20 protein-coding genes are annotated in these 19,724 nt (G+C 55.8%); 11 read left to right on the top strand and 9 right to left on the bottom strand.

Annotated elements, in window-relative coordinates:
- Positions 1-2: 2 nt before the first annotated feature.
- A complete protein-coding gene (locus KHW85_RS03005; RefSeq protein ID WP_291458746.1) occupies positions 3-2,180 on the bottom strand; it encodes a transglycosylase domain-containing protein in 2,178 nt (725 codons plus the stop codon).
- 177 nt (positions 2,181-2,357) lie between these two features.
- Here KHW85_RS03005 and KHW85_RS03000 point away from each other — a divergent pair, with 177 nt between their 5' ends.
- Positions 2,358-2,738 (top strand): WhiB family transcriptional regulator, encoded by a 381-nt coding sequence (locus KHW85_RS03000; protein ID WP_291458745.1) that lies wholly within the window; start codon positions 2,358-2,360, stop codon positions 2,736-2,738.
- 27 nt (positions 2,739-2,765) lie between these two features.
- Entirely contained in the window at positions 2,766-2,927 is a 162-nt protein-coding gene (locus KHW85_RS02995; protein ID WP_009748214.1) for a DUF4177 domain-containing protein, read from the top strand.
- A gap of 83 nt (positions 2,928-3,010) precedes the next feature.
- On the opposite strand, the gene KHW85_RS02990 is transcribed toward KHW85_RS02995, so the two are convergent.
- The 5 genes from KHW85_RS02990 to KHW85_RS02970 all read right to left on the bottom strand — a co-directional run bounded on the left by KHW85_RS02990 (position 3,011) and on the right by KHW85_RS02970 (position 7,348).
- Positions 3,011-3,694: a Crp/Fnr family transcriptional regulator gene (locus tag KHW85_RS02990; RefSeq protein WP_009748215.1), complete on the bottom strand. Its 684-nt coding sequence runs from the start codon at positions 3,692-3,694 to the stop codon at positions 3,011-3,013.
- 181 nt (positions 3,695-3,875) lie between these two features.
- Positions 3,876-4,805: an alpha/beta hydrolase gene (locus tag KHW85_RS02985; RefSeq protein ID WP_291458744.1), complete on the bottom strand. Its 930-nt coding sequence runs from the start codon at positions 4,803-4,805 to the stop codon at positions 3,876-3,878.
- A complete protein-coding gene (locus KHW85_RS02980) occupies positions 4,802-6,202 on the bottom strand; it encodes a hypothetical protein (RefSeq protein WP_291458743.1) in 1,401 nt (466 codons plus the stop codon). The genes KHW85_RS02985 and KHW85_RS02980 overlap by 4 nt, the downstream gene beginning before the upstream one ends.
- Positions 6,203-6,277: 75 nt before the next feature.
- A complete protein-coding gene (locus KHW85_RS02975) occupies positions 6,278-7,192 on the bottom strand; it encodes a hypothetical protein (protein ID WP_291458742.1) in 915 nt (304 codons plus the stop codon).
- 18 nt (positions 7,193-7,210) lie between these two features.
- The gene (locus tag KHW85_RS02970; protein WP_291458741.1) at positions 7,211-7,348 is read right to left on the bottom strand and encodes a hypothetical protein; all 138 of its coding nucleotides are present in this window, start codon (positions 7,346-7,348) and stop codon (positions 7,211-7,213) included.
- A 123-nt stretch (positions 7,349-7,471) separates the two neighbouring features.
- Between KHW85_RS02970 and KHW85_RS02965 the strand changes: the two genes are divergently transcribed.
- The 6 genes from KHW85_RS02965 (at position 7,472) to KHW85_RS02940 (ending at position 11,863) form a co-directional block, all read left to right on the top strand.
- Positions 7,472-8,470 (top strand): hypothetical protein, encoded by a 999-nt coding sequence (locus KHW85_RS02965; protein WP_291458740.1) that lies wholly within the window; start codon positions 7,472-7,474, stop codon positions 8,468-8,470.
- Positions 8,467-9,606, top strand: coding sequence for a TadA family conjugal transfer-associated ATPase (locus KHW85_RS02960; protein WP_291458739.1), 1,140 nt, complete (start codon positions 8,467-8,469; stop codon positions 9,604-9,606). Before KHW85_RS02965 ends, KHW85_RS02960 begins: the two co-directional genes overlap by 4 nt.
- Positions 9,607-9,818: 212 nt before the next feature.
- Entirely contained in the window at positions 9,819-10,643 is an 825-nt protein-coding gene (locus tag KHW85_RS02955) for a type II secretion system F family protein (protein WP_291458738.1), read from the top strand.
- 130 nt (positions 10,644-10,773) lie between these two features.
- On the top strand, positions 10,774-10,980 hold the full coding sequence (locus tag KHW85_RS02950) for a DUF4244 domain-containing protein (protein ID WP_291458737.1): 207 nt from the start codon (positions 10,774-10,776) through the stop codon (positions 10,978-10,980).
- 20 nt (positions 10,981-11,000) lie between these two features.
- On the top strand, positions 11,001-11,366 hold the full coding sequence (locus KHW85_RS02945; protein ID WP_291458736.1) for a hypothetical protein: 366 nt from the start codon (positions 11,001-11,003) through the stop codon (positions 11,364-11,366).
- A 2-nt stretch (positions 11,367-11,368) separates the two neighbouring features.
- Positions 11,369-11,863 carry an Rv3654c family TadE-like protein gene (locus tag KHW85_RS02940; protein ID WP_291458735.1) on the top strand — a complete coding sequence of 165 codons (495 nt, stop codon included), beginning with the start codon at positions 11,369-11,371 and terminating at the stop codon, positions 11,861-11,863.
- Between the two features lie 26 nt (positions 11,864-11,889).
- Here KHW85_RS02940 and KHW85_RS02935 read toward each other — a convergent pair whose 3' ends face one another.
- Genes KHW85_RS02935 through KHW85_RS02925 form a run of 3 tightly spaced genes read right to left on the bottom strand, consistent with a single transcriptional unit; the run spans position 11,890 to position 15,448 of the window.
- Positions 11,890-14,331 carry a DEAD/DEAH box helicase gene (locus KHW85_RS02935; protein WP_291458734.1) on the bottom strand — a complete coding sequence of 814 codons (2,442 nt, stop codon included), beginning with the start codon at positions 14,329-14,331 and terminating at the stop codon, positions 11,890-11,892.
- The gene (locus tag KHW85_RS02930; RefSeq protein ID WP_366494612.1) at positions 14,331-14,951 is read right to left on the bottom strand and encodes a YbjN domain-containing protein; all 621 of its coding nucleotides are present in this window, start codon (positions 14,949-14,951) and stop codon (positions 14,331-14,333) included. The genes KHW85_RS02935 and KHW85_RS02930 overlap by 1 nt, the downstream gene beginning before the upstream one ends.
- Positions 14,948-15,448 (bottom strand): YbjN domain-containing protein, encoded by a 501-nt coding sequence (locus tag KHW85_RS02925; RefSeq protein WP_178705164.1) that lies wholly within the window; start codon positions 15,446-15,448, stop codon positions 14,948-14,950. The genes KHW85_RS02930 and KHW85_RS02925 overlap by 4 nt, the downstream gene beginning before the upstream one ends.
- 263 nt (positions 15,449-15,711) lie before the next feature.
- Here KHW85_RS02925 and KHW85_RS02920 point away from each other — a divergent pair, with 263 nt between their 5' ends.
- The 3 genes from KHW85_RS02920 (at position 15,712) to KHW85_RS02910 (ending at position 19,706) form a co-directional block, all read left to right on the top strand.
- Complete coding sequence (locus KHW85_RS02920; RefSeq protein WP_291458733.1) at positions 15,712-16,869, top strand: phosphatase PAP2 family protein; 1,158 nt, start codon at positions 15,712-15,714, stop codon at positions 16,867-16,869.
- A 243-nt stretch (positions 16,870-17,112) separates the two neighbouring features.
- Complete coding sequence (locus tag KHW85_RS02915; protein WP_291458732.1) at positions 17,113-18,984, top strand: ribonucleoside triphosphate reductase; 1,872 nt, start codon at positions 17,113-17,115, stop codon at positions 18,982-18,984.
- Positions 18,981-19,706 carry an anaerobic ribonucleoside-triphosphate reductase activating protein gene (locus KHW85_RS02910; RefSeq protein WP_291458731.1) on the top strand — a complete coding sequence of 242 codons (726 nt, stop codon included), beginning with the start codon at positions 18,981-18,983 and terminating at the stop codon, positions 19,704-19,706. Before KHW85_RS02915 ends, KHW85_RS02910 begins: the two co-directional genes overlap by 4 nt.
- The last annotated feature ends 18 nt before the right edge of the window (positions 19,707-19,724 follow it).

Genomic DNA, 19,724 nt, shown 5'->3' with positions numbered 1-19,724 from the left:
TTTTACTCATCCCCATCGTCGTCATCATTGTTGTCTCCGGGCTGTTGCTGGCCCTGCGGATTTTGTTGCGGGGCAGGAGCTGCACTGGGAGTCGGAGCCTGAGTTTGGCGAGGTGCGGCCTGTGGGGTTCCGATATTCGCATTGGGCATAGGCTGGTTGGGAGTGCTCTCCAGCGCCTTGCTCATGTAGGGAGCCCAGATATTTTGGCCGACGAAAGTCTCACCGAAGATTCGCGAGTAGTAGCGTCCGTTGATTCGGACGTTTTGAACCGGGGTTGTCGAGGCGTTGCCGTGGCCAACCCACGTGGCGGTGGTGAGCTCGGCGGTCGATCCGGTCAGCCACGTGCTTGCCGAGTAGTCAGTCGTACCGGACTTGGCGGCAAATTGACGACCGCCCGACAAACGCGTAGCCGTGTAGTACTGGCTAGCCGACTTCGTCAGGGTTGTTGCAACCTTTTGAGCGACCTGCGGATCGATGACCTGCTTGCAGTTCGCAGAACCTTCCTTAAGAACGTTCTCCTGGCGGTCGGTAACCTTCGCGATCGAGTAGGGTTGGCACATCTTGCCGTCATTGGCGAAGGTTGCGAAAGCACGTGCCATGGTCAGCGGTGAAGCAGAACCAGAACCCAAGATATTACCGGGCACAGCCAAGATTGGTTCGCCGTTTCCATCATCGATGCCCATGTCAGCTGCAACTTGGAAGATATCGCAGAAATCAAGCTTCGAAGCCATGTTGACGAAGGAGTGGTTCACCGAAATGCCCGTTGCGCCGATGACGTTAAAGGCACCGTCCTTACCGGCCAAGTCGACGACGTTCCAGCTTTCGGTGTGGATCGGAGCGCCATTACACTTGAAGGAGCCATTGGGGAAGTTCGTTCGCCCGTCGATGGTCTCATAGCCCGAGCGGCCTTCCTTGTACCATTCGGCCAAGACGAAGACCTTGAAGGTTGATCCAACCTGGAAGGAACCATCGGCTGCGTAGTTCGACATGGTTTCGTCTTCACCCACGCCGTAGACGGTGTTTTGGGCCATTGCCACAACTTCGCCCGTTTGGGGGACCAAGGAAACCAAAGCGTCATCCAAACCGGAAGCATCATCGGAAGGAATGGTCTTCGTTAAGGCTTCATAGGCAGCATGCTGCTTCTTCGGATCCAGAGTCGTTCGGATGGTCAGGCCACCGGTCTTAAGAAGACGCTCACGCTCAATAGAGGTCTTACCGAATGCGCTATCGGCAAGGAACTGGCGCACAGCATAGGAACAGAAGTAGGCATTTTCATCGCCAGCACCGGAACAACCCTCTCGAATCTGAGTGGGGTGAAGCATGTCGGTGACGTTGACGGCCTTCGCTTCGGCTTCTTCGGCCTCGGTAATGACGCCCTGGTCAGCCATGACGGAAAGGACGATATTACGGCGCTCCTGCGCGGCCTCGGGGTGCTGAAGGGGGTTGTACTGAACCGGGGACTGGACGAGGCCGGCTAGGAGTGCGGCCTCACCGATCGTCAGTTCGTTGGCGGACTTGGAGAAGTAGAGCCGAGAGGCAGCCTCAACACCGTAAGTGATGGGACCGAAAGGCGCGATATTCAAGTAGCCGCTGAGGATCTGGTCCTTATCCATTTGCTTCTCGACAGCAAGCGCGTACTTGATTTCGCGAAGTTTACGTTCGGTGGTTTGCTCGGTTGCGGCCTCGACCTGGTCGGCATCGCCTTCCATGTAGCCCTTTTCGGCCAAGGCGTTACGAACGTACTGCTGGGTGATGGTCGATGCGCCCTGCTTCCCGCCGTCATCACCGAGGTTATTGACCATTGCGCGGGCAATACCTGTGGGGTCGACACCGTGGTGTTCGAAGAAGCGTCGGTCTTCAATGGCGACGATTGCCTTCTTCATGATGGGCGCGATTTTGTCCGAGGGGATAACAATGCGCTGCTTATCGTAGAAACGGGCAATCACTTGGCCGTTCGTATCGAGCATGGTGGACTCGGTCGCGGGAGAGACAACCTGGATGTCGGTGGGGATCTCGTCGAAGATCTCCATCCCTGCTTTTGCCGTGATTGCACCGGTTCCGACGGCCGGCACCAAGACGCCGGCGCTGACCACACCAACCAGTGTTGATGCCGCCAAGAATGACAGCAAGAGCGCCACCAGCTGTGCGGGTCGAACAAAGCGTGTATGCGACTGAGCCATAGGTACAGGATACGTGTAGAGGACTCGGAAAGAGAGAGGAAGAGGTGGATTAGGTCAACGTTCCATGTCTTTGTCACATTACGGACCGAAGCCGTCCTAATTTCCCTTATGAAAATTTCATGTGTACTCTCTGAGGAAGAGGTCAATGTCGACCACATGGAGAGGGTGGAGTTTCACATGATTGACGACCACGGTTGGGTTGAGTATGCCCTGTGTGCCGAAGATGAACCCGACTCCCTGTTTGTGCAGGGCGCAGCTCAGCGTCAAGTTCGTATGCGCTGCATGGAATGCCCCGTGCGCCTTGAATGCCTTGCAGACGCCTTGCAATCACAAATGTCCTACGGAGTGTGGGGCGGTCTTACCGAACGTGAACGCCGTGTGATTTTGCGGGTCTATCCAGAGAAGACTGACTGGAGTGAGTGGCTCATGCATTCTCGAGATCCTCTGGCAGTTGAGTTGCGTAAACCGCGAGTTCCCCAAAGCTTGTCGATGAAACATCTTCGTACAAATGCCAAGGCATTACGAGAGGCATCACTTTCTGTTGCTGCGCGTGGCTAATTGCCGTGAGTGCCGTAGGATGGCGCTATGACTACATGGGAATATGCAACAATTCCGCTTCTGACCCACGCAACGAAGGCAATCCTCGACCAGTGGGGAGCCGATGGCTGGGAGCTCGTCCAAGTTGTTCCAGGACCGACTGGTTCAGATAGCTTGGTCGCATATCTGAAGCGTCCGAAGCAAGACTGATACTGCGGATAATTCTTCGCAATAAACTATCGGGGCCGAGCAGGTTTATCACCTGCTCGGCCCCGAAGGCATTGGGCTAAAGATTAGCGTGCGCGGCGTGCCAGACGATCGACGTCAAGCAGCGTAACCGCACGACCTTCCAGACGGATCCAACCGCGCGAAACGAAATCCGCCAAGGACTTGTTGACAGTTTCACGCGAAGCGCCCACCAGCTGAGCCAGTTCTTCCTGAGTGAGGTCGTGAGGAACGTGGATACCCTTATCGGTTGCCGTACCAAAACGATCTGCAAGATCGAGCAGTGCTTTAGCAACGCGACCGGGGACGTCGGAGAAGACCAGATCGGAAAGCGATTCGTTCGTACGACGCAGGCGCTGGGCCAGTGCGCGGAGCATGTGCTTGGCCAGAGTCGGGTTCGCTTCGACGATCTCCATGAGGTCGCTGTGCAGCAGGTGCAGCAGGGTTGCGGGAGATACGGCAGTTGCGGTGGTCGAGCGCGGGCCCGGATCAAAGAGCGTCAGTTCACCAAGGATTTCACCGGGACCAAGGACTGCAAGCAGGGACTCGCGGCCGTCATTCGAGGTGTGGCCCAGCTTTACTTTGCCTTCGGTCACGATGTACAGACGGTCACCAAGATCGCCTTCTTCGAAGAGGGTTTCGCCGCGTCGCAGTGTTGTCTGACCCATCTTCTGCTGCAGCGATGCCTGTTGCGCCTCATCGAGTCCGCTGAAGAGCGGGACTTGGTTGATGAAGTTTGCATCTCCATACATAAAGCCGGAACTCCGTTCTATTCGCTAGCGCCGCTAGCATGCGCCGCCGACTACTGAGCTGTCCTAATCATGTAAGACGGCAGCCCAGCACAAAAGAGCCACCGTGTGATAGTCGTAACTATTATGCACGGTGAACGGTCTAAATCACATATTTGCACACAGTTTGCGCAAATTCGTTTCTTTAGAGTTGACTCTCCGCTGCAAAGTGGGCGGATTCCTTAATGAAAGGAAGGATCGCCTGGATCAGAGCCTGAGGGTTTTCTTCCTGTGGGAAATGACCACATTCGCTAATTGCCCGCATGGTGAATTCGCTGCTGGTCGCTTGAACGTCATCAGCGAAATCAATGTGGGACCATAAACCGTCATCGCGTGCCTGAATCGATAGCACGGGTACCGTCACGCTCCGCGTCAGAACATTCTTGGAACTAAATGAGGGTCTGAACGTTGCTCGCAATGACTCCCATGCGGAGCGAACTGCGATGTGACGCGAAAGTGCCTCGCGGTAGACTTCCGCATTCTCTAGCATTTCCTCGCGGTTAAAAGGCGCGGCCCACTGAGAGATTGAACGGTCGATCCACGCTGAGCGCGAGGAGAAGAAGGTAACGCGAGGACGGCGCGAGAGCAGGGCCTGGAACCAGCGGCCTCGGCCTCGGGAAGAAAGACCACGCAGGAAGTGCAGGCCCAGCGGATGAGGGGCACACACCGGCACAATTGCCTGCAAGCCCGCGGGTTTAAGCGCGCCGAGCATCCATGCGACCACGCCGCCCATACCGTTGCCGACAACCGTGTAGGAAGAAATTCCCAGTGCCGAGGCCACGCCAGCGACGTCCGTCGCCAGCTGGGTAAGTTCAACTTCTCCGGGAGCAAGATCGGAGGTACCAAAGCCTCGAAGATCCATTGCGATGGTGCGGATACCGGCCTGCGTGAAAGCGGGAATAACCTCTCGCCACGTCCACCAGGTCATCGGGAATGAGTGAAGGAGGATAACAGCAAAAGAGGCATCCTCGGGTCCCGCGTCGGCGACGTGGAAGGACGCTCCCGAGGCCGAGATCCTACGGTGAACCCAGGGCCCGGGAGCCTCCAATACCCCACGCGAAACCTCGGGTTTCACCGCAGACCAGCTGCCTTTTCGGCGCGACGACGTTCACGGGCGGTGAAGTGCGCACCTGCGGGATTGACGCGCTCGACCTGCTCGCGCATGGCCTCTTCATTACGTCCGCGGCGACGAACCGAGTGCGATAGGGATGCGATGCCAAGCAGTGCAATTCCAAGGAAGAGCAGGCGGCCGGAGTATCCGGATGCTTGGAGGTGGTGTGCAAGGTTCGCACCCAGGGCACCGGAATTCTGCAGGAAGTGCAGAACTGAAACAGTGTGCGCAGAGGTAAATCCGGGGGCGAAAACCCAGGGGAGGCCGGCTGCGAAGAAGCAGAGACCGCCGATCCATGCGCCCAGCGAGGAACGCTTGAATGCTTCAAATAGTGCAATAACTGCGACGAATGCGATAGCGACCTCGGTGATAGCAAGCCAGTTGATCACGCCAGTTGCTGCGGGATTTCCCTCGGGAAGTGTCATGCGAGCGCCGGCATCGGCGATGAGGTACCAGGTGATGGGCAGAGCAAAGACTCCCAGAGCCAATGAGCTCCAGTGAGCAGCCGCGCGAGAAGGCATTTCAGGCACGACGGTTGCGCCCTCAAAAAGGGCATCGTCAAGGCTTTCGGGGGTCTCTTGAGGAACAGTACGTTCGCCGCTGTCTTCACGAGGCTTCCACGAGGCTTCGGTCGTTGCGCTTTCCGCTGCCGGAGCAATGAAAGCACGCCTACGAACCTGTGTGCTTTCAACCTCGTCCTCGGGTTCCTCAGCGGTTTCGGGCTGAGCAGGTGTGCGGCGCGAGAGGGCGTCGGGAACCTCGGTCACCGAAGGAGAGTCCTCAGGCTCTTCTTCCGCGGCCTCGGAAGCAGCCGGGATCGTTGTGGTGTGTGCGGAGTCGGGAGCTTCCTCAGATTCTTCGGACTCAGATTCTTCGGGGGATGCATCCTTGGACTCTGCGTTGTCCTCAGCAGTTTCTTCAGTCTTTTCCGAGGCCGGCTCAGCATCGACGTCGTCGTGGGAGGTGTGCTCAGACTCAGTCACGGTGTTCTCAGCGTGCTCGGAGTCCTGGCTATCGTCGTGCGAGGTTTCTTCGCTCAAAGCTTCGTCTGAAGAGGATTCCTCGGGCTGCGCATCCTGCTCTTCCTGGGCAGACTCGGGCTTGGCCTCGGCCTCGGAATGCTCAGAGGTCGAACGCTGTGCAAGAGCATCGTCCACGGATGTCGGGGTGACACCCATGTGGACGGGTTCAACCTGACTGGTTTCGGTAACTGATGCGCCACCGATGATGTCCTCGGTTGCAGATGCCTCACCGGGAAGGGTGACTTCTTCACCGGTCAGTGGTGTTTCCTCACCGCTAGGGGTGTGATCGGTATCTTCCGTCACCTTGTCAACGTCTTCCTTGTGTTCCTGGTCAGACATGGGACCTCCTCTTCTCGTGCTGACGATAACGAGAAAACGAATAGTTTTTGGGATTACCCGCCGAGAAGCGCTGGATTATGCGACTTGGTCGGAGCTTGATGCGTCGTTGGGGGCGTAGCGGCGAGCCCAGTAAATTCCCAAGGTCGAGGCCGCAATGATCATTCCGTAGGCGGAAATAGTCGATGCAGACATCAGAATCTGAGTTCCCATCGATTTTCCGGGGGTCACGACAGCACCGGAGAGGCTTGTTCCAACGGGAATCAGAAGGAAGGCTGGGATGATATACATCCATGCGACAACCTGAGGGCCGATCATTGACCAGCGCGAAACAAGTGTGATCAGTCCCAACATGACGGCGACTGCGATGCCCTCCGATGTGTGCATGGGAGTTTGTGCAATCACGCCATGCAGTCCACTGGCAGCCATTGGAAGAGAATCGGCAGGAGCGCAGCGAACGAGAAGGACGACGGCAATAACTCCGAGCGGAAGTGAAGCCACTGCGACTGCGATTCGCTCACCCTGGTGGCGCTGAAAGGATACAAGCTGATCGGAATCCGGGCTGTTTTCGCGTGCTCGGTGAGTTAGAGCCAAAGCAACTCCACCACCAAAAAGGATCGCAGCTACGCATATGGGGTAGAGATTCCAGGTCTGTGCGGCCGAAATATCGTTGGTTGAAAGGTTTGAGGCCACAAGGAAGTGGACTCGAAGGTAACCAAAGGTCTGCAAGAAACCAATGACAAGTGCCCACGCGGCAGCAATGAACATGCCAATGGAATTGCGCTCACAGTTGATAGAAATCATGGCCAGCAGAATGGCCGAAAAAGCCATGCCGATCATGCCCTCGACCGAGGCCAAAGGAACACCAATCGCAGCTCGCGCCTGAAGATCCGCGAGCGACATTCCCATGAGGATCAGGGCAAGGGGCGCAAAGATGACAGCGAAGATTGCTGGACGCAGGATAGCGCCGATCGGGAGGGACAATCTGGACATATATCAAGTATGCCGGTACTAGCTGGGAATTGAGCGGTGTGCCCAATAGCCGATGCCTATTCCTCCTGCCAAAGCGACGGGAATCATCGCGCGGGCCAGAACTGCGCAAGCCACGGCAGGCATGAGAACTTCTGTGTTGTTATTGAGGACGGTCATCGTTGACACCTTGGCTTGATGCGGAAACAGCAGTGTTATCCACAGGGGCGGGATTAGCTCTAGTTTTCCACAGATTTTGCGGTCGCGGTGGTATTCCGTGGAAAGAAAATTCACGCTCGTACCATGAAGAGCGAAGGCTACGTTGCATTTTGGGAACTTTCGCAAGGTGCTGAGCAATCATTGCGTGCGGTCTGTGCTTTGTTGGGGATTAATACTCGCCAGTGCCATCCAGAAGAGTGTGAGCGTACAGAATTCCGCGTTGAGGAAGTGATCTGCGCTGTCCTTGGTAGGAGTGAAGATCGAATTGGATGGGAACACAGTGGAATCCACGTGTTGGTTATCGGAGATACGCTGCGTCTTCCAGGTTGTGAGAAGGCGATCGGGCAGCTCATCCTTGCAGACCATGCTCGCTGGCAGAATACGGTATCGCCGCATTCTTCCCACCTTTGCGTGGGAATCGCAGGTTGGAGCGGGGGAGTAGGGGTCTCTGCCCTTGCCTGGGATCTGTGTGCGGACACGGGAGGTGTTTTAGTGAATTGCTCGGGACCGGGACCTGCACGAGGCCGTGGCGGACACATCCTTGTTCCCGAGGATGGGCAGGTGGCATGGTCACGCTTGAGCAAAGGCGAGCGTTATTTCCTTCCCTCGATCGCGAATAGTCTTCCCTGCGCTCAGGGAGTGTCTTTTGTCGGCGGGGATTCACGCGGCTATGCCGATTCAGATGACTCACGGATCCCGGGGCTTCTTGCTGCTTTGCGTGAAACTCGCACTGTGGTGTGTGATCTGGGGAGATGGGGAGCTCAAAGCGAACAGACTGCAAGAAATTTCGATGCGCTCATTCTTATTGGTTTGGGAGATGCGGTTGGGGCCGCGCGCCTGTGTGCTCTCAGTGCGTCATTTCCATTCCCGTGTCGAAGTTTTCTCTTAATCGCGCCACCTCCACGTGGTGGATTCTTTTCACGAACTCCACTGAGCGGACAAATCTCTTCGACTCAAATCTCTCAAATTACCCACACCGAAGGAATGGGGGTGCATCCAGCGGGGATAAGGCCTCGGCAGGGGCGAAAAGGAAGGCGTGCCCGCTCACGACTGTGGGAACAGATTGTGGGGCATACGCAATGAGCCTGATCGACGATTGCCTTGTAGTGGCGCATTCGGGAAAGAAGGACGACCAGGCGGCGATACCTATCAAACCTATCGGGATGGGAATTGAAGAGCTTGGTACGCATTTGGAAGAACTCGAAGCTCGTTTCAATGGCCTGGGAAAGATATTGGCTCCCTTGATTCACCTTCCCGGAATTACGGATATCTTGGTGAATTCCACGCAGGTGTGGGCCGATTGCGGGCAGGGTGTTCAGCCGGCTGGATGCTCTTTTGACAGTGAAGAAGAAGTGCGTGAATTAGCTGTCACAATGGCAGGAATCTGCGGAAAGCGTTTAGATGATGCGGCTCCGATCGTTGATGGAGTCTTACCCATGGGGATTCGTCTTCACGCGGTTATCCCACCACTTTCTGGTGGGGGAACTCTGATTTCTCTGAGGATTCCTGCCAGAAATGGTCTCAGCATTGGGCAGATGCGTGAGATGGGGAGCATTGACAGCACCTCATTTCAGGTGTTGATGCGCGCACTTGATATGCGCTGCAACATCCTTATTTCTGGTGCTACGGGGAGCGGGAAAACCACTCTGCTTGCAGCACTTTTGGGCGCGTTGCCCGACGATCAGAGGCTGATCTGTATCGAGGAAATGAGCGAATTAAAGCCTCAACATCCCCATGTTGTTCACCTTCAAGCCAGACAGGCTAATGCTCAGGGGCGCGGGGAAGTGAGTCTGTCGGAATTGGTCCGAGCTGCTATGCGTATGAGGCCGGACCGCATCGTTTTAGGGGAATGTAGAGGTATCGAAGTTCGTGACATTATGACTGCTTTGAATACCGGGCACCGCGGAAGTTTTGCCACGATTCATGCGAATACTCCCGCAGAAGTTCCCGCCCGACTTGCGGCATTGGGAGCGCTCGCGGGAATGAATGCTCGAGCAACGGATCTGCAGGCAAGGGCAGCATTTCAGGTAGTTGTCCATATGGAGCGTGTTGCTCATGGTCCAAAGCGCGGCGCCCGCCAGCTGACACAGATCGGGATTTTTGGGATGGAAAATGGGGTACTTGCGTGCAACTGTGCCTATCGATGTGATGACCGAGGCCGCGGTACCCCCGGACCAGCGTGGGAAGGACTGCGCGCATTGCTTACTGAGGGCCCCTGATGCAGGCCAGGATATTTCGGCGTGTTCTGATGTGGGATCCGCATCCATTGCCGCGAGGGCAGCAGCGATTCTGGTCGAATCTGCAACGCGTACACACTCGACCTTGGAGGGGGACTACTTCACATTCCACCCTTACCGAAGCGGCTCAATCTCTAAGAAAAGTCAGTGCTTTGGTTCGTGCTGGGTTGTCAGCGCGTGATGCATGGCTACAGGTGGGTGAAGGCGAAGAAGGAGTTCCCTATGGGGTTGCTTCCACTGTTCTCAAACAGGCTGGAGAGCATGCGCGTATGGTTACTGCAGCCTGCGCAGTTTCCTACGAATTAGGTGCTCCTTTGTCAGCGGTTTTGGATGCTTTGGCACAAAACTTTGATGATATCGAGCGCATTCAAAAGGCACGACGAGTCGCCGGTGCTGGCCCCGCCCTATCCGCAAAGATCCTCAACTTACTGCCACTGCTGGCACTGTTCGCGGTATTCATCATGGGGATTAACCCATTTCCTGTGCTTGTTGATGGGGGAGTGGGTTCGATGTGTGCAGTAATCGGACTGTCATTTTTGGGAGCGGGGCGATGGGTCTCGCTTCGTCTTATACGCCGATCGTCATGTCAATGGGAGGAAGTTGCGCAGGAAGATATCGCAATCATCTGTGAGCTGGTAATCGCTGCATTGGAGTCTGGAGTGTCAATTCCTCGAGCGTTGGAGTGCATTGGACGTTCAGCGCAAATCGAAGAGCTGGTGAGAGCCGCGAGCTGTTTAACTCTTGGCGTGCGGTGGGATCGCACTTGGGAGGGATGCAGTGAGGGGATAACAAGCATTGCCGAGGTTCTGCGAGAAGCATGGGTGCGTGGAGCATCAGTTGATCATCAGCTGCATGCCTTAGCGGAAGCGAGCAGAGATCAAAGACTTACTGATGCGCGTGCCAGAGCAGAGGAATTGGGAGTGAAATTGGTTGTGCCCTTGGGACTACTGATGTTACCAGCCTTCATCTTCCTAGGGGTTGCGCCGGTACTTCTGACGATGGCACGAAATAGCTTCTAAGAAGTCCCGCGAATGTTATCCACAGTTTCTGTGTGTCGACGATTCATCCACAATTTTCACGGCTGCAGAGACTGAGGAAAGATTTTCGACGCACTCTCAAGACATGGGAACGAAGAGAAAGGAAAGGCCCATGTTGACGGAAGAAACACTTCACGACGATCGTGATCCCAAGAGTGAAATGATGATAGATCCAGAAGAAGGATCGACAACGGTTGAATATGCGATTGGGGCATTGGCAACGGCGGGATTCGCCGGTTTGCTCTTAGTGGTTTTAAAGTCCGGTGTCGTGCAATCTGCCCTTGAACATCTCATTAGCTCTGCATTGAGTATTTCATGAGACTGAGATACGACCGCTCCATGCCGTCATCCGAAAAGCACTCGGATGACGGCATGGTCAGCGTTGAAATTGCTCTGGGGACCTTCTCGATAGTCATCATGATTGCACTTGTCCTTTCAGTCTTTGCTGCTGCCATGACCACCCAGAATTTGTGTACTGCGCTTTCGGCGGGCATCCGTGAAAGCGCTCGCGGAGGAAACGGGCAGGAAACTGCGCGTGTGATGTCCACTCGGATATCAGGGGCCCACTTTGAGTTTTCCGCAGACGAGAAGTGGGTTTACGGCAAAGCACAAGCTCCCTATAGAGGTCCTGCGGGAATGATCGGCTTGAACTCGCAGTGCAGATATCAGATGTTGCGCGAAAGCACTGTGGTAGGTGGTGATTGAGGATGAGTAAGAAGAGGGGTTCGGATGAAGGCTCCGGGACAATCATGGTGGTTGGGGTACTGGCTGTCCTTTCTGTTCTTGCCTGCAGTGCACTGGCATACATTGCTCTTCTTGCGGCGGGGAATCGAGCCCAGAATATTGCGGATCTCAGTGCCTTGGCGGGAGCAGATGTTTCCGCAACAGCTCAGTGGGAATCGGTAGAGGAAAAAGCCTGTCATGCAGCAAATGAGGTTGCTCAAGAAAACGGAGCAATGCTGAGTTCATGTCACTGCGAAAGTGTCGACACGGTCGTCACGGTGCGTGTGAGCAGTGGGTGGGGATGGAATGTCTTTCGCTCGGCTCGAGCGGGAGTTGACGGTGAAATTGCTGCAGATGCACTTGAGGGGCCTGCCCCCCGGCTGGCCCCTCAAGCATCCCATCAACACAGTGCGAGTTTCCCGAAAAGTCTTTCGGTGTGGCATCCCCACTTAAGTGGGGTCCAACTCTCGATGACTTAAATATAGGAAGTGATACTGTATGGATACTATTTTGTATCTGAAAGTTTTCTGGGAATTTCTTCGAAAGGTGAATGCTCGACGAGGAAGCCCAAAAGGCGCTCTGCACCGGACTTGGAGAGCGGCTCATTCCCGTTTCCGCACTTCGGAGACTGGACACACCGGGGGCATCCATCGTGGCATTGGCACTCAGAAACAGCCTGATAGGTGCGCTCCATCCAAACACGTGCGTGGGCGAAACCGTAATGCGAATAGCCCGCTCCACCCGGATAAGCATCGTGAACAAAAACAGTTGGTAAATCGGTATCCGTATGGAGATTTGTCGAAAGCCCACCTAAATCCCAACGGTCGCAATTTGCCAGTAGGGGAAGAAGTGCAATCGAAGCATGCTCTGCTGCGTGGAGCGCTCCTAAGACATCACCTTTATCGATCCCGATCGCTGCCATTGTCGCTGGAGTCAAGGTGTACCAACAGGCTTGAGTGCGTAAAGTGCGCTCCGGCATATCTAGTTGAGTATTTGAGATGTATTCCAGCCCTGGAAGTCGAAGGAGGTCGAAATCGGTGACCTGACGGGTGACATCAACGGTCCCTCGATACCAGTGAACAAGAGAATCTGGGCTGACCCATTCTTCATCAATACTGATAACCCGCAATGAAGTCGCATCTTGGGCCCTGGTCCTGAGCGGTGTGCGGACTTCTTCGACGTAGGCGATACGTGTGGGTCCTTCTTCGAGAGAGAGGACGTGGAAGGTTCGTCCCTGGTGCACGTAGATCGCATCCGGAAACACCTGCGAATCCGCGGAATCTTGGGGGACAGAACCGATGATGCTTCCGCTTCGGGTATCGACAATTTGAACATCGCCACCACTGCCGCGGATCTGGATTTTCTCCCATGGGCCATCAGAAGAGCTGACATTCCAACGCCAGCCTCCACTTCGGTTAACCAGTATCCCTTCCTGACCGAGCTCAGCTAAAAGAGCGGGAGCTCCACTTCCGAAAACCGCGATTGCCTCATCGTTGGGAAGAGGGAGTTCGGCAGCCGCAGCACACAGGTGATCGCGCAAGACCCAGGGGTTTTGAGGATCTAATACCGCTGCCTCGACAGGGGAAAAAATCTCATCGCTGTGATGAACAAGGAAAGAATCAAGGGGGTTGTCGCCAGCAATAAGAACAGAAATACCATCTGCTCCAGCACGTCCGGAGCGCCCAACCTGCTGCCAAAATGATGCGCGAGTCCCAGGCCATCCAGCCGTGATGGTGACATCAAGCCCAGAGATGTCGATACCCATTTCTAAGGCAGAGGTCGTTGCAAGTGCTCGCAATCGACCCGAACGCAGTGCAGATTCTAAGGCGCGTCGTTCTTCGGGAAGGAAACCTCCCCTATACGCAGCGACGGTCGACGCTAGTTCTGGAGCATCGCGGAGTTTGTCGCGGGTCTGGGCGGCGACGGCCTCGGCACCACCGCGTGAGCGAACAAAGGCCAACAGGCGAGCATCGGCGCGAATAAGCTCTGCGCACAAAAGCGAAGCCTCTGTTTGGGCGGAAAGACGCTGAGTTGGAGCTTCAAGAACCGTTTCTTTGCCGGCCTCGGCGGCACGGAGAGCAGAAAGGAAGGCATCAATTGATACATCTTCTTCGCGGGGAACCTCGCGGCCCTCCCACATAAAGATGTGGTGAGTTCCGCGTCCGGAAGTATCGTCTGTGATCGCGTCGATGTTTTTGCGCCCAATCATTGTCTGAGCAACGGATTGTGGATCGGCCAGAGTCGCGGACATCATAATGACCTGGACGTCTGCACCAAGGTGGCGCGCAATTCTTAAAAGTCGGCGTAAAACCAGAGAAATATGGCTACCGCTGACGCCTCGCCACTGGTGCATTTCGTCAACAATCACGTAGCGCAGCGATGCGAAAAAGCGAGTCCAGCGCTCATGACGGGGGAGCATGACGTAGTGCAGGTAGTCCGGGTTCGTTAGGACGATATCGGCGTTTGCGCGAGCCCATTCCTTGGCTTCGCGAGGAGTATCCCCATCGGCAAGTGCAAGGGCGATGTCATGTTCGAGGCCATCAACAAGATGGTTCAGCGAATGAAGCTGGTCTGCTGCAAGCGCTTTGGTTGGTGAGAGGTAAAGGCAGCTTGGACGCCGGTGAATATCGGAGATTCTGTTGGAGTCATCGGCCTGAACCAGGTCTGAAAGAATCGGCGTCCATGCGACCAGAGACTTGCCTGATCCCGTACCGGTAGCAACGACAACATCGCGTCCGGAATGGATTGACTCAAGGGCTTGCACTTGGTGAAGCCACGGTTCATCAACACCGCTATGGTGCCACGCTGACACGACAGGGGTAGGAATCCACTCGGGCCACGGTGAAGTTTGTGCATCTTGGGCAGAAAGGCAGCGATAATCGACAAACTGACCCTGCGTGCCTCGGGAGCGGATGATCTCGAGCAGGTCCTCAGAGCGTGAATCCATCAGAGCCCGAAAGCGGCACCACTATGAGCGGAGCGCCCCTTGGCCTCGGCATCAGTGGAGGCAGGGCTACCCGACTGGGGCTGCGCGAAGGACTCAGCGGAGGCCGAGGCCTCGGGCGGAGCAGAGTAGGGAGTTGCCTCTGGAGCGACCCATCCCAAGGTCTGGGTTGCGGCCTCTTGCATGTAACGGATCGCGTCAATTCCGGTTGAAATACCTGCGCCCAGGTGGTCAGTGAGCTGTTGATCCGATAGGCCGGCAGAAGTGTCAACGGCGAAATCGGCGCACACCTGAAGAGAACCGGCGGGATCCAACATCCAATAAACCGTTGGGAAATACTTCTCACGGTTCCATGAATCAGCTGCGGCGAAAAGCGGATGGCCGGCCTTTTCGGCCTCGAAGTCGGTATCCCAGACCGCACGAATCGACAGGAAGCGCTCGGAAGAATCCATACTGAGCAGGAAAGGCACTCCGTCAAAAACGGCACCAGCAGCGCGGTTATCCGCCAAAACATCAGCCTGGAACTGGAGCTCAGAAAGAGTGCGCATTAAGCGATCGAAAGTCACCTTGTACGGCGTGATCGAATCCTTGGGTACGGGATAGGGACCTGGAAGCGTGCTCATGATCGATCTCCCTGGTGGAGTGAGATGGTGTTCGCCTCGCTCGATGATTCTCGATCCGAATCTTCATCACTCCACGTGACGAATTCGGGAAGGGTTTCTTCAAGATCGGAGAAGAAACCCATGATCATCGACATTGAAGTTTCGAAGAAGGTATCGAGCTGGGCCTCCGAAAGACCGTTTGTTGCAACGATGTCGCATTCGGCAATCAGCCCGTAGCGTTGACCGTCTTCGAAAGGTGCCAAGTACGCCTTCGGGCCTGTGCGGGTTGCATTGCAGCGCCGAACTTCTTCCATGAGCGACGCAAATTCGGCATCATCATTGGCAATTCCGCGCCAGTGCGCACGTAATTGGAGAATGTGGGGGTTTGAGGTGTTCCAGAAATAGATCGCATTTCGTGTCGGAACAGCGAGCTCTTCGTCTGAAGACTCACCAAAATTCAGATCGTGACCGTGCAAGACGGCGCGAATGCGGTCGGTGTTGACCGGAGAAATCGACACGTAGCACCCCTGATCCGAGTCGGTAGTGGCATTGAGCCGCAGTGACTCACGCCCGTTGACTCCTCCACTGTAACCGAATGACCGGAGTGCGGCTCGAGATAGAAGCTTGAGAATGTGACAAAATATCACCCTGATCAACCGAGGAAAAACCAAGTGTTCCAATAGAAAATGCCCTAGATGGGTGACTAAAATAAGACCTTCGAAGAACGCGGAACGAGACAGTTGCCACCTAGCTGGTTGTCGCACGAGGGAAGGGAGATGAAATGAGCGACCGCATTCCCGGTTATCCTGATCCTTCCTTTAATCCCGAAGAATCCGAGGCCTACGCTCCTTCAGAGGCTGCTGCAGAGGTTCCGGAAGCGATCGCAGCCTCGGCCTCGTCAAGGCGATCCTCTGGCCCCCAGGACTTGGGGAGTTCCACTTCTCAAACACCTTCTTCTGCCGCTGGACGGCGACCAAACATTCGCCAATCAAGCCCGGGTGTTGGTAGCTCACGTGCCGGTGCGGGTGGTGGTAACGCACGTGCCGGTGCGGGTGCTGCTCGGACTGCCCCAAGGACTGTGGCTCCCGGCTACCGACCTCGCCTCATGCGTCGACTTTTCGCTGCAGGAGGGTGTGCACTCTTCAGCATCCTTGTCGCTTGGGCTGCCGTCTTCACTGTTACAGGCCAGGCGATTGACACCTTGTCGATGGAAGCTGCCATGCGCTGGGCAGAGTCCTTAGGCGCTGTGGGAAGTACCGTGACGCACATTATTTCGGTTCCCGCGATGGTCGCTGTTGCTGGTCTGATCGTTTTGATTGCGTGGCTACGTCGTCGTCCAACACTGGCGGGGCGTGCGCTGGGAATGATTGTTGCGGCTAATACGACGACTCAGGTTGCGAAGCTGCTCATTGATCGACCGGATTTCCACATGTCGGCGGCCATTTTGAATTCGCTTCCTTCGGGGCATACGACAGTTGCAATGTCCCTGGCGCTGGCATTGGTGATGATTGCCCCCGAATGGTTCCGAGGCCCCGCAGCGTGGATCGGATATATCTGGACATCCTTGGTGGGTATTTCCGTCATGGTTTTTGGCTGGCACCGCCCCGCCGATGTTCTTGTTGCTATGGCAATCTGCGGTTTTTGGGCGCTGATCTTGTGTCCGCTGGAGACCCGCGTTCGCCACGGCGTACCCGCCCAGAAAACTATGGCTGTCATTGCAATGGCCAGCGCACTCATCACAGTCTTGGGAGTTGTCTATTCTGTGTGGGCGCTGACGCCCAATGATCTGGCACAAATGGGTTCGGGCGGAATCACCTACGCAGAATTTTTGGATGCTCTTCCGCGCCGAGCGCATGTTCTTGCCGGGATTTCATCCTTTGGTGTTGTCGCTGTTGCAGGTTTTGTTATTCACGAGGTTGACCGACTTTCTGCGAAATAGTGCCGTTTTTGAGCCGAAAGCGCGCTCGCACTAGTTTCATTTAACTTATTCGCAAGCTGTTCAGACACTTGCGCAATGCGTTCACCCACTTTCGGAATTTGCGCATTTTTTTCGAATGGCAACACACCGCATGTCGTAGCTACACCTTTTCTGAAAACTAGATATTGTGGGACACGTTCGTCTCACGCACTAGATATTGTGCCCCCACCACGATGTCAGTGTTGAAGCTCGGAAAGGAAAACCGTGACTACATCTCCCACAACACGCTATGACATCGATGCGATCTCGACCGTCGAGGAATACCTTGACCGCTCCGATTGGCGCGTCAATGCAAACGCCAATCAGGGCTACTCGCTGGGTGGCCTGATTCTGAACTCTGCCGGCAAGATGATTGCCAACTACTGGCTGGAGCGCGTTTACTCCCCCGAAGCGGGAGCAGCACACCGCAGCGGTGATATCCACATCCACGATCTCGATATGTTCGCGGGTTACTGTGCGGGATGGTCGCTCAAGCGACTGATCCAAGAAGGTTTCAACGGGGTCAGCGGTGCCATCGCCTCGGCTCCCCCGAAGCACTTCTCTTCGGCGTGCGGACAGATCGTGAACTTCCTTGGAACTTTGCAAAACGAATGGGCAGGAGCGCAGGCCTTCTCTTCCTTTGATACCTACATGGCCCCCTTCGTTCGCCTGGACAACATGACCTACGAGCAGATCGTCCAGAGCATGCAGGAACTGATCTACAACCTCAATGTTCCCTCGCGCTGGGGCAGCCAGTGCCCCTTCACGAATCTCACTTTCGACTGGACCTGCCCGGATGATCTTGCCGATGAGCACCCCCTCATTGGCGACGAAGTTGTGGACTTTACCTATGGCGAGCTCCAAGAGGAAATGAACCTCATTAATCGCGCCTTCATTGAGGTCATGACGGGGGGAGACGCAGATGGCCGTGTCTTCACTTTCCCGATCCCGACCTACAACATGACTCCCGATTTTGATTGGGAGGGCGAAAATGTTGACGCGCTTTTCGAAATGACCGCAAAGTACGGCCTTCCCTACTTCCAGAACTTCATTAATTCTGACTTGGATCCCCACATGATCCGCTCGATGTGCTGCCGCCTGCAGCTGGATCTTCGCGAGCTACTCAAGCGCGGAAACGGACTTTTCGGTTCAGCCGAACTGACCGGCTCCATCGGTGTCGTCACAATCAATATGGCGCGCCTGGGCTACCGTTTCGCGGGTGACATGGATGGCCTCGTCAAGGAATTGGACCACTTGATTGACCTGGGTTCGCAGACCCTGGAAGCCAAGCGTGAAACCATTCAGTTCCACATGGATCGCGGCTTGTTCCCCTACTCGAAGCGCTACTTGGGGCACTTGAATAACCACTTCTCAACCATTGGCGTCAACGGCATGAACGAGATGGTTCGAAACTTCACGGGAGACCAGTACGACATCACCGATACCTTCGGTTTCGAGATGTGCTGCTCGATCCTTGATCACATCCGTGAGCGCATGGTTGAACTCCAAGAGGCGACCGGCCACATGTACAACCTCGAGGCAACCCCAGCCGAAGGTACGACCTACCGCTTCGCGAAGGCCGACCGTCTCCACTACCCGGGTATCCTCCAGGCCGGAACCGATGAGCAGCCCTACTACACGAACTCCTCGCAGCTTCCCGTTGGTTACACCGACGATCCTTTCCAAGCGTTGGAAGATCAGGAAGTATTGCAGGGTAAGTACACGGGCGGCACGGTTTTGCACCTCTACATGGGCGAGCGTATGAGCTCGGGTGCGGCCTGCAAGGAGATGGTGCGTCGTTCACTGACCGCATTCAAGGTCCCTTACATCACCATCACCCCAACCTTCTCGATCTGCCCCGTGCACGGTTACCTTGCCGGCGAGCACTGGACCTGCGAGAAGTGCGCCGAGGCTCACCCCGACCGTGAACCGCAAGAATGTGAGGTCTGGACTCGAGTCATGGGCTACTTCCGCCCCGTGAAATCCTTCAATATCGGTAAGAAGGGCGAGTACAACGAGCGCACCATGTTCTCCGAGGCTGCGGCTTCGGATCACGGTGAACTGGTCAGTGCCTTCCCGCCGGTGGATCAGCGATGAGCCTTGCGACCTTGAGGGCCTCGGACCTGCAGATCGCGGGTCTGAGCCCTATGTCCAGCGTTGACTGGCCGGGAAAATTTGTGGCGACGGTGTTTGCCCAGGGATGCCCGTGGGCATGCCCGTACTGCCACAATCAGGCGATCATCGATCCGAAGATTCCCGGAGTTGTGTCCTGGGAGAAAATCGAGGATCTGCTGGGCCGTCGCGTTGGTCTGCTGGATGGGGTGGTCTTCTCTGGTGGCGAGGCCACGCGCCAGTTGGCTCTTCTGCCGGCCATGCAGCGCGTGCGTGATTTGGGTTTCGAGGTTGGTCTGCACACAGCAGGCCCCTATCCTTCGCGTCTACGTGAGATTTTGCGTTCCGACTTGGTCGATTGGGTGGGCATTGACATTAAAGCGATGTCAGGTCCCGCGTACGAGGCCGTGGCCGGGCGCCCAAACGCGGGTCCAAAAGCCTGGGAGAGCTTGGGTGAAGTGCTGGATTCGGGTGTTGCCTACGAGGTTCGCCTGACGGTGTATCCGGATGGCCCTTCCGATGCTTGTGAGGTTGCCTCGTGCGTCAAGGATTTGGGTGCAACGCATTTCGCACTTCAGCAGGCTCGCGCCATGGGTACTGCAGAAGGTTTCAATGCGGGGGACCGCGCGTGGGATATGGAAGTCGAGGCGATGGCTGAGGACATCAAGAAGCTGGGGTTTGAATCCTTTGAATTCAGGCCTGCGTGAAACAACGTGCTCGGCGAC

It is taken from the genome of Actinomyces sp. oral taxon 181, from assembly GCF_018370895.1.
Lineage (GTDB): Bacteria > Actinomycetota > Actinomycetes > Actinomycetales > Actinomycetaceae > Pauljensenia.
Note: the sequence above shows the minus strand (reverse complement) of the source record. Positions and strands in the feature narration are given on the sequence as shown.

Bases quoted from the DNA above. Each gene is read 5' to 3' on its own strand.
- KHW85_RS03005 (WP_291458746.1), bottom strand. From the start codon at position 2,180: ATGGCTCAGTCGCATACACGCTTTGTTCGACCCGCACAGCTGGTGGCG.
- KHW85_RS03000 (WP_291458745.1), top strand. From the start codon at position 2,358: ATGATTGACGACCACGGTTGGGTTGAGTATGCCCTGTGTGCCGAAGAT.
- KHW85_RS02995 (WP_009748214.1), top strand. From the start codon at position 2,766: ATGACTACATGGGAATATGCAACAATTCCGCTTCTGACCCACGCAACG.
- KHW85_RS02990 (WP_009748215.1), bottom strand. From the start codon at position 3,694: ATGTATGGAGATGCAAACTTCATCAACCAAGTCCCGCTCTTCAGCGGA.
- KHW85_RS02980 (WP_291458743.1), bottom strand. From the start codon at position 6,202: ATGTCTGACCAGGAACACAAGGAAGACGTTGACAAGGTGACGGAAGAT.
- KHW85_RS02975 (WP_291458742.1), bottom strand. From the start codon at position 7,192: ATGTCCAGATTGTCCCTCCCGATCGGCGCTATCCTGCGTCCAGCAATC.
- KHW85_RS02970 (WP_291458741.1), bottom strand. From the start codon at position 7,348: ATGACCGTCCTCAATAACAACACAGAAGTTCTCATGCCTGCCGTGGCT.
- KHW85_RS02965 (WP_291458740.1), top strand. From the start codon at position 7,472: ATGAAGAGCGAAGGCTACGTTGCATTTTGGGAACTTTCGCAAGGTGCT.
- KHW85_RS02960 (WP_291458739.1), top strand. From the start codon at position 8,467: ATGAGCCTGATCGACGATTGCCTTGTAGTGGCGCATTCGGGAAAGAAG.
- KHW85_RS02950 (WP_291458737.1), top strand. From the start codon at position 10,774: ATGTTGACGGAAGAAACACTTCACGACGATCGTGATCCCAAGAGTGAA.
- KHW85_RS02945 (WP_291458736.1), top strand. From the start codon at position 11,001: ATGCCGTCATCCGAAAAGCACTCGGATGACGGCATGGTCAGCGTTGAA.
- KHW85_RS02940 (WP_291458735.1), top strand. From the start codon at position 11,369: ATGAGTAAGAAGAGGGGTTCGGATGAAGGCTCCGGGACAATCATGGTG.
- KHW85_RS02935 (WP_291458734.1), bottom strand. From the start codon at position 14,331: ATGGATTCACGCTCTGAGGACCTGCTCGAGATCATCCGCTCCCGAGGC.
- KHW85_RS02930 (WP_366494612.1), bottom strand. From the start codon at position 14,951: ATGAGCACGCTTCCAGGTCCCTATCCCGTACCCAAGGATTCGATCACG.
- KHW85_RS02920 (WP_291458733.1), top strand. From the start codon at position 15,712: ATGAGCGACCGCATTCCCGGTTATCCTGATCCTTCCTTTAATCCCGAA.
- KHW85_RS02910 (WP_291458731.1), top strand. From the start codon at position 18,981: ATGAGCCTTGCGACCTTGAGGGCCTCGGACCTGCAGATCGCGGGTCTG.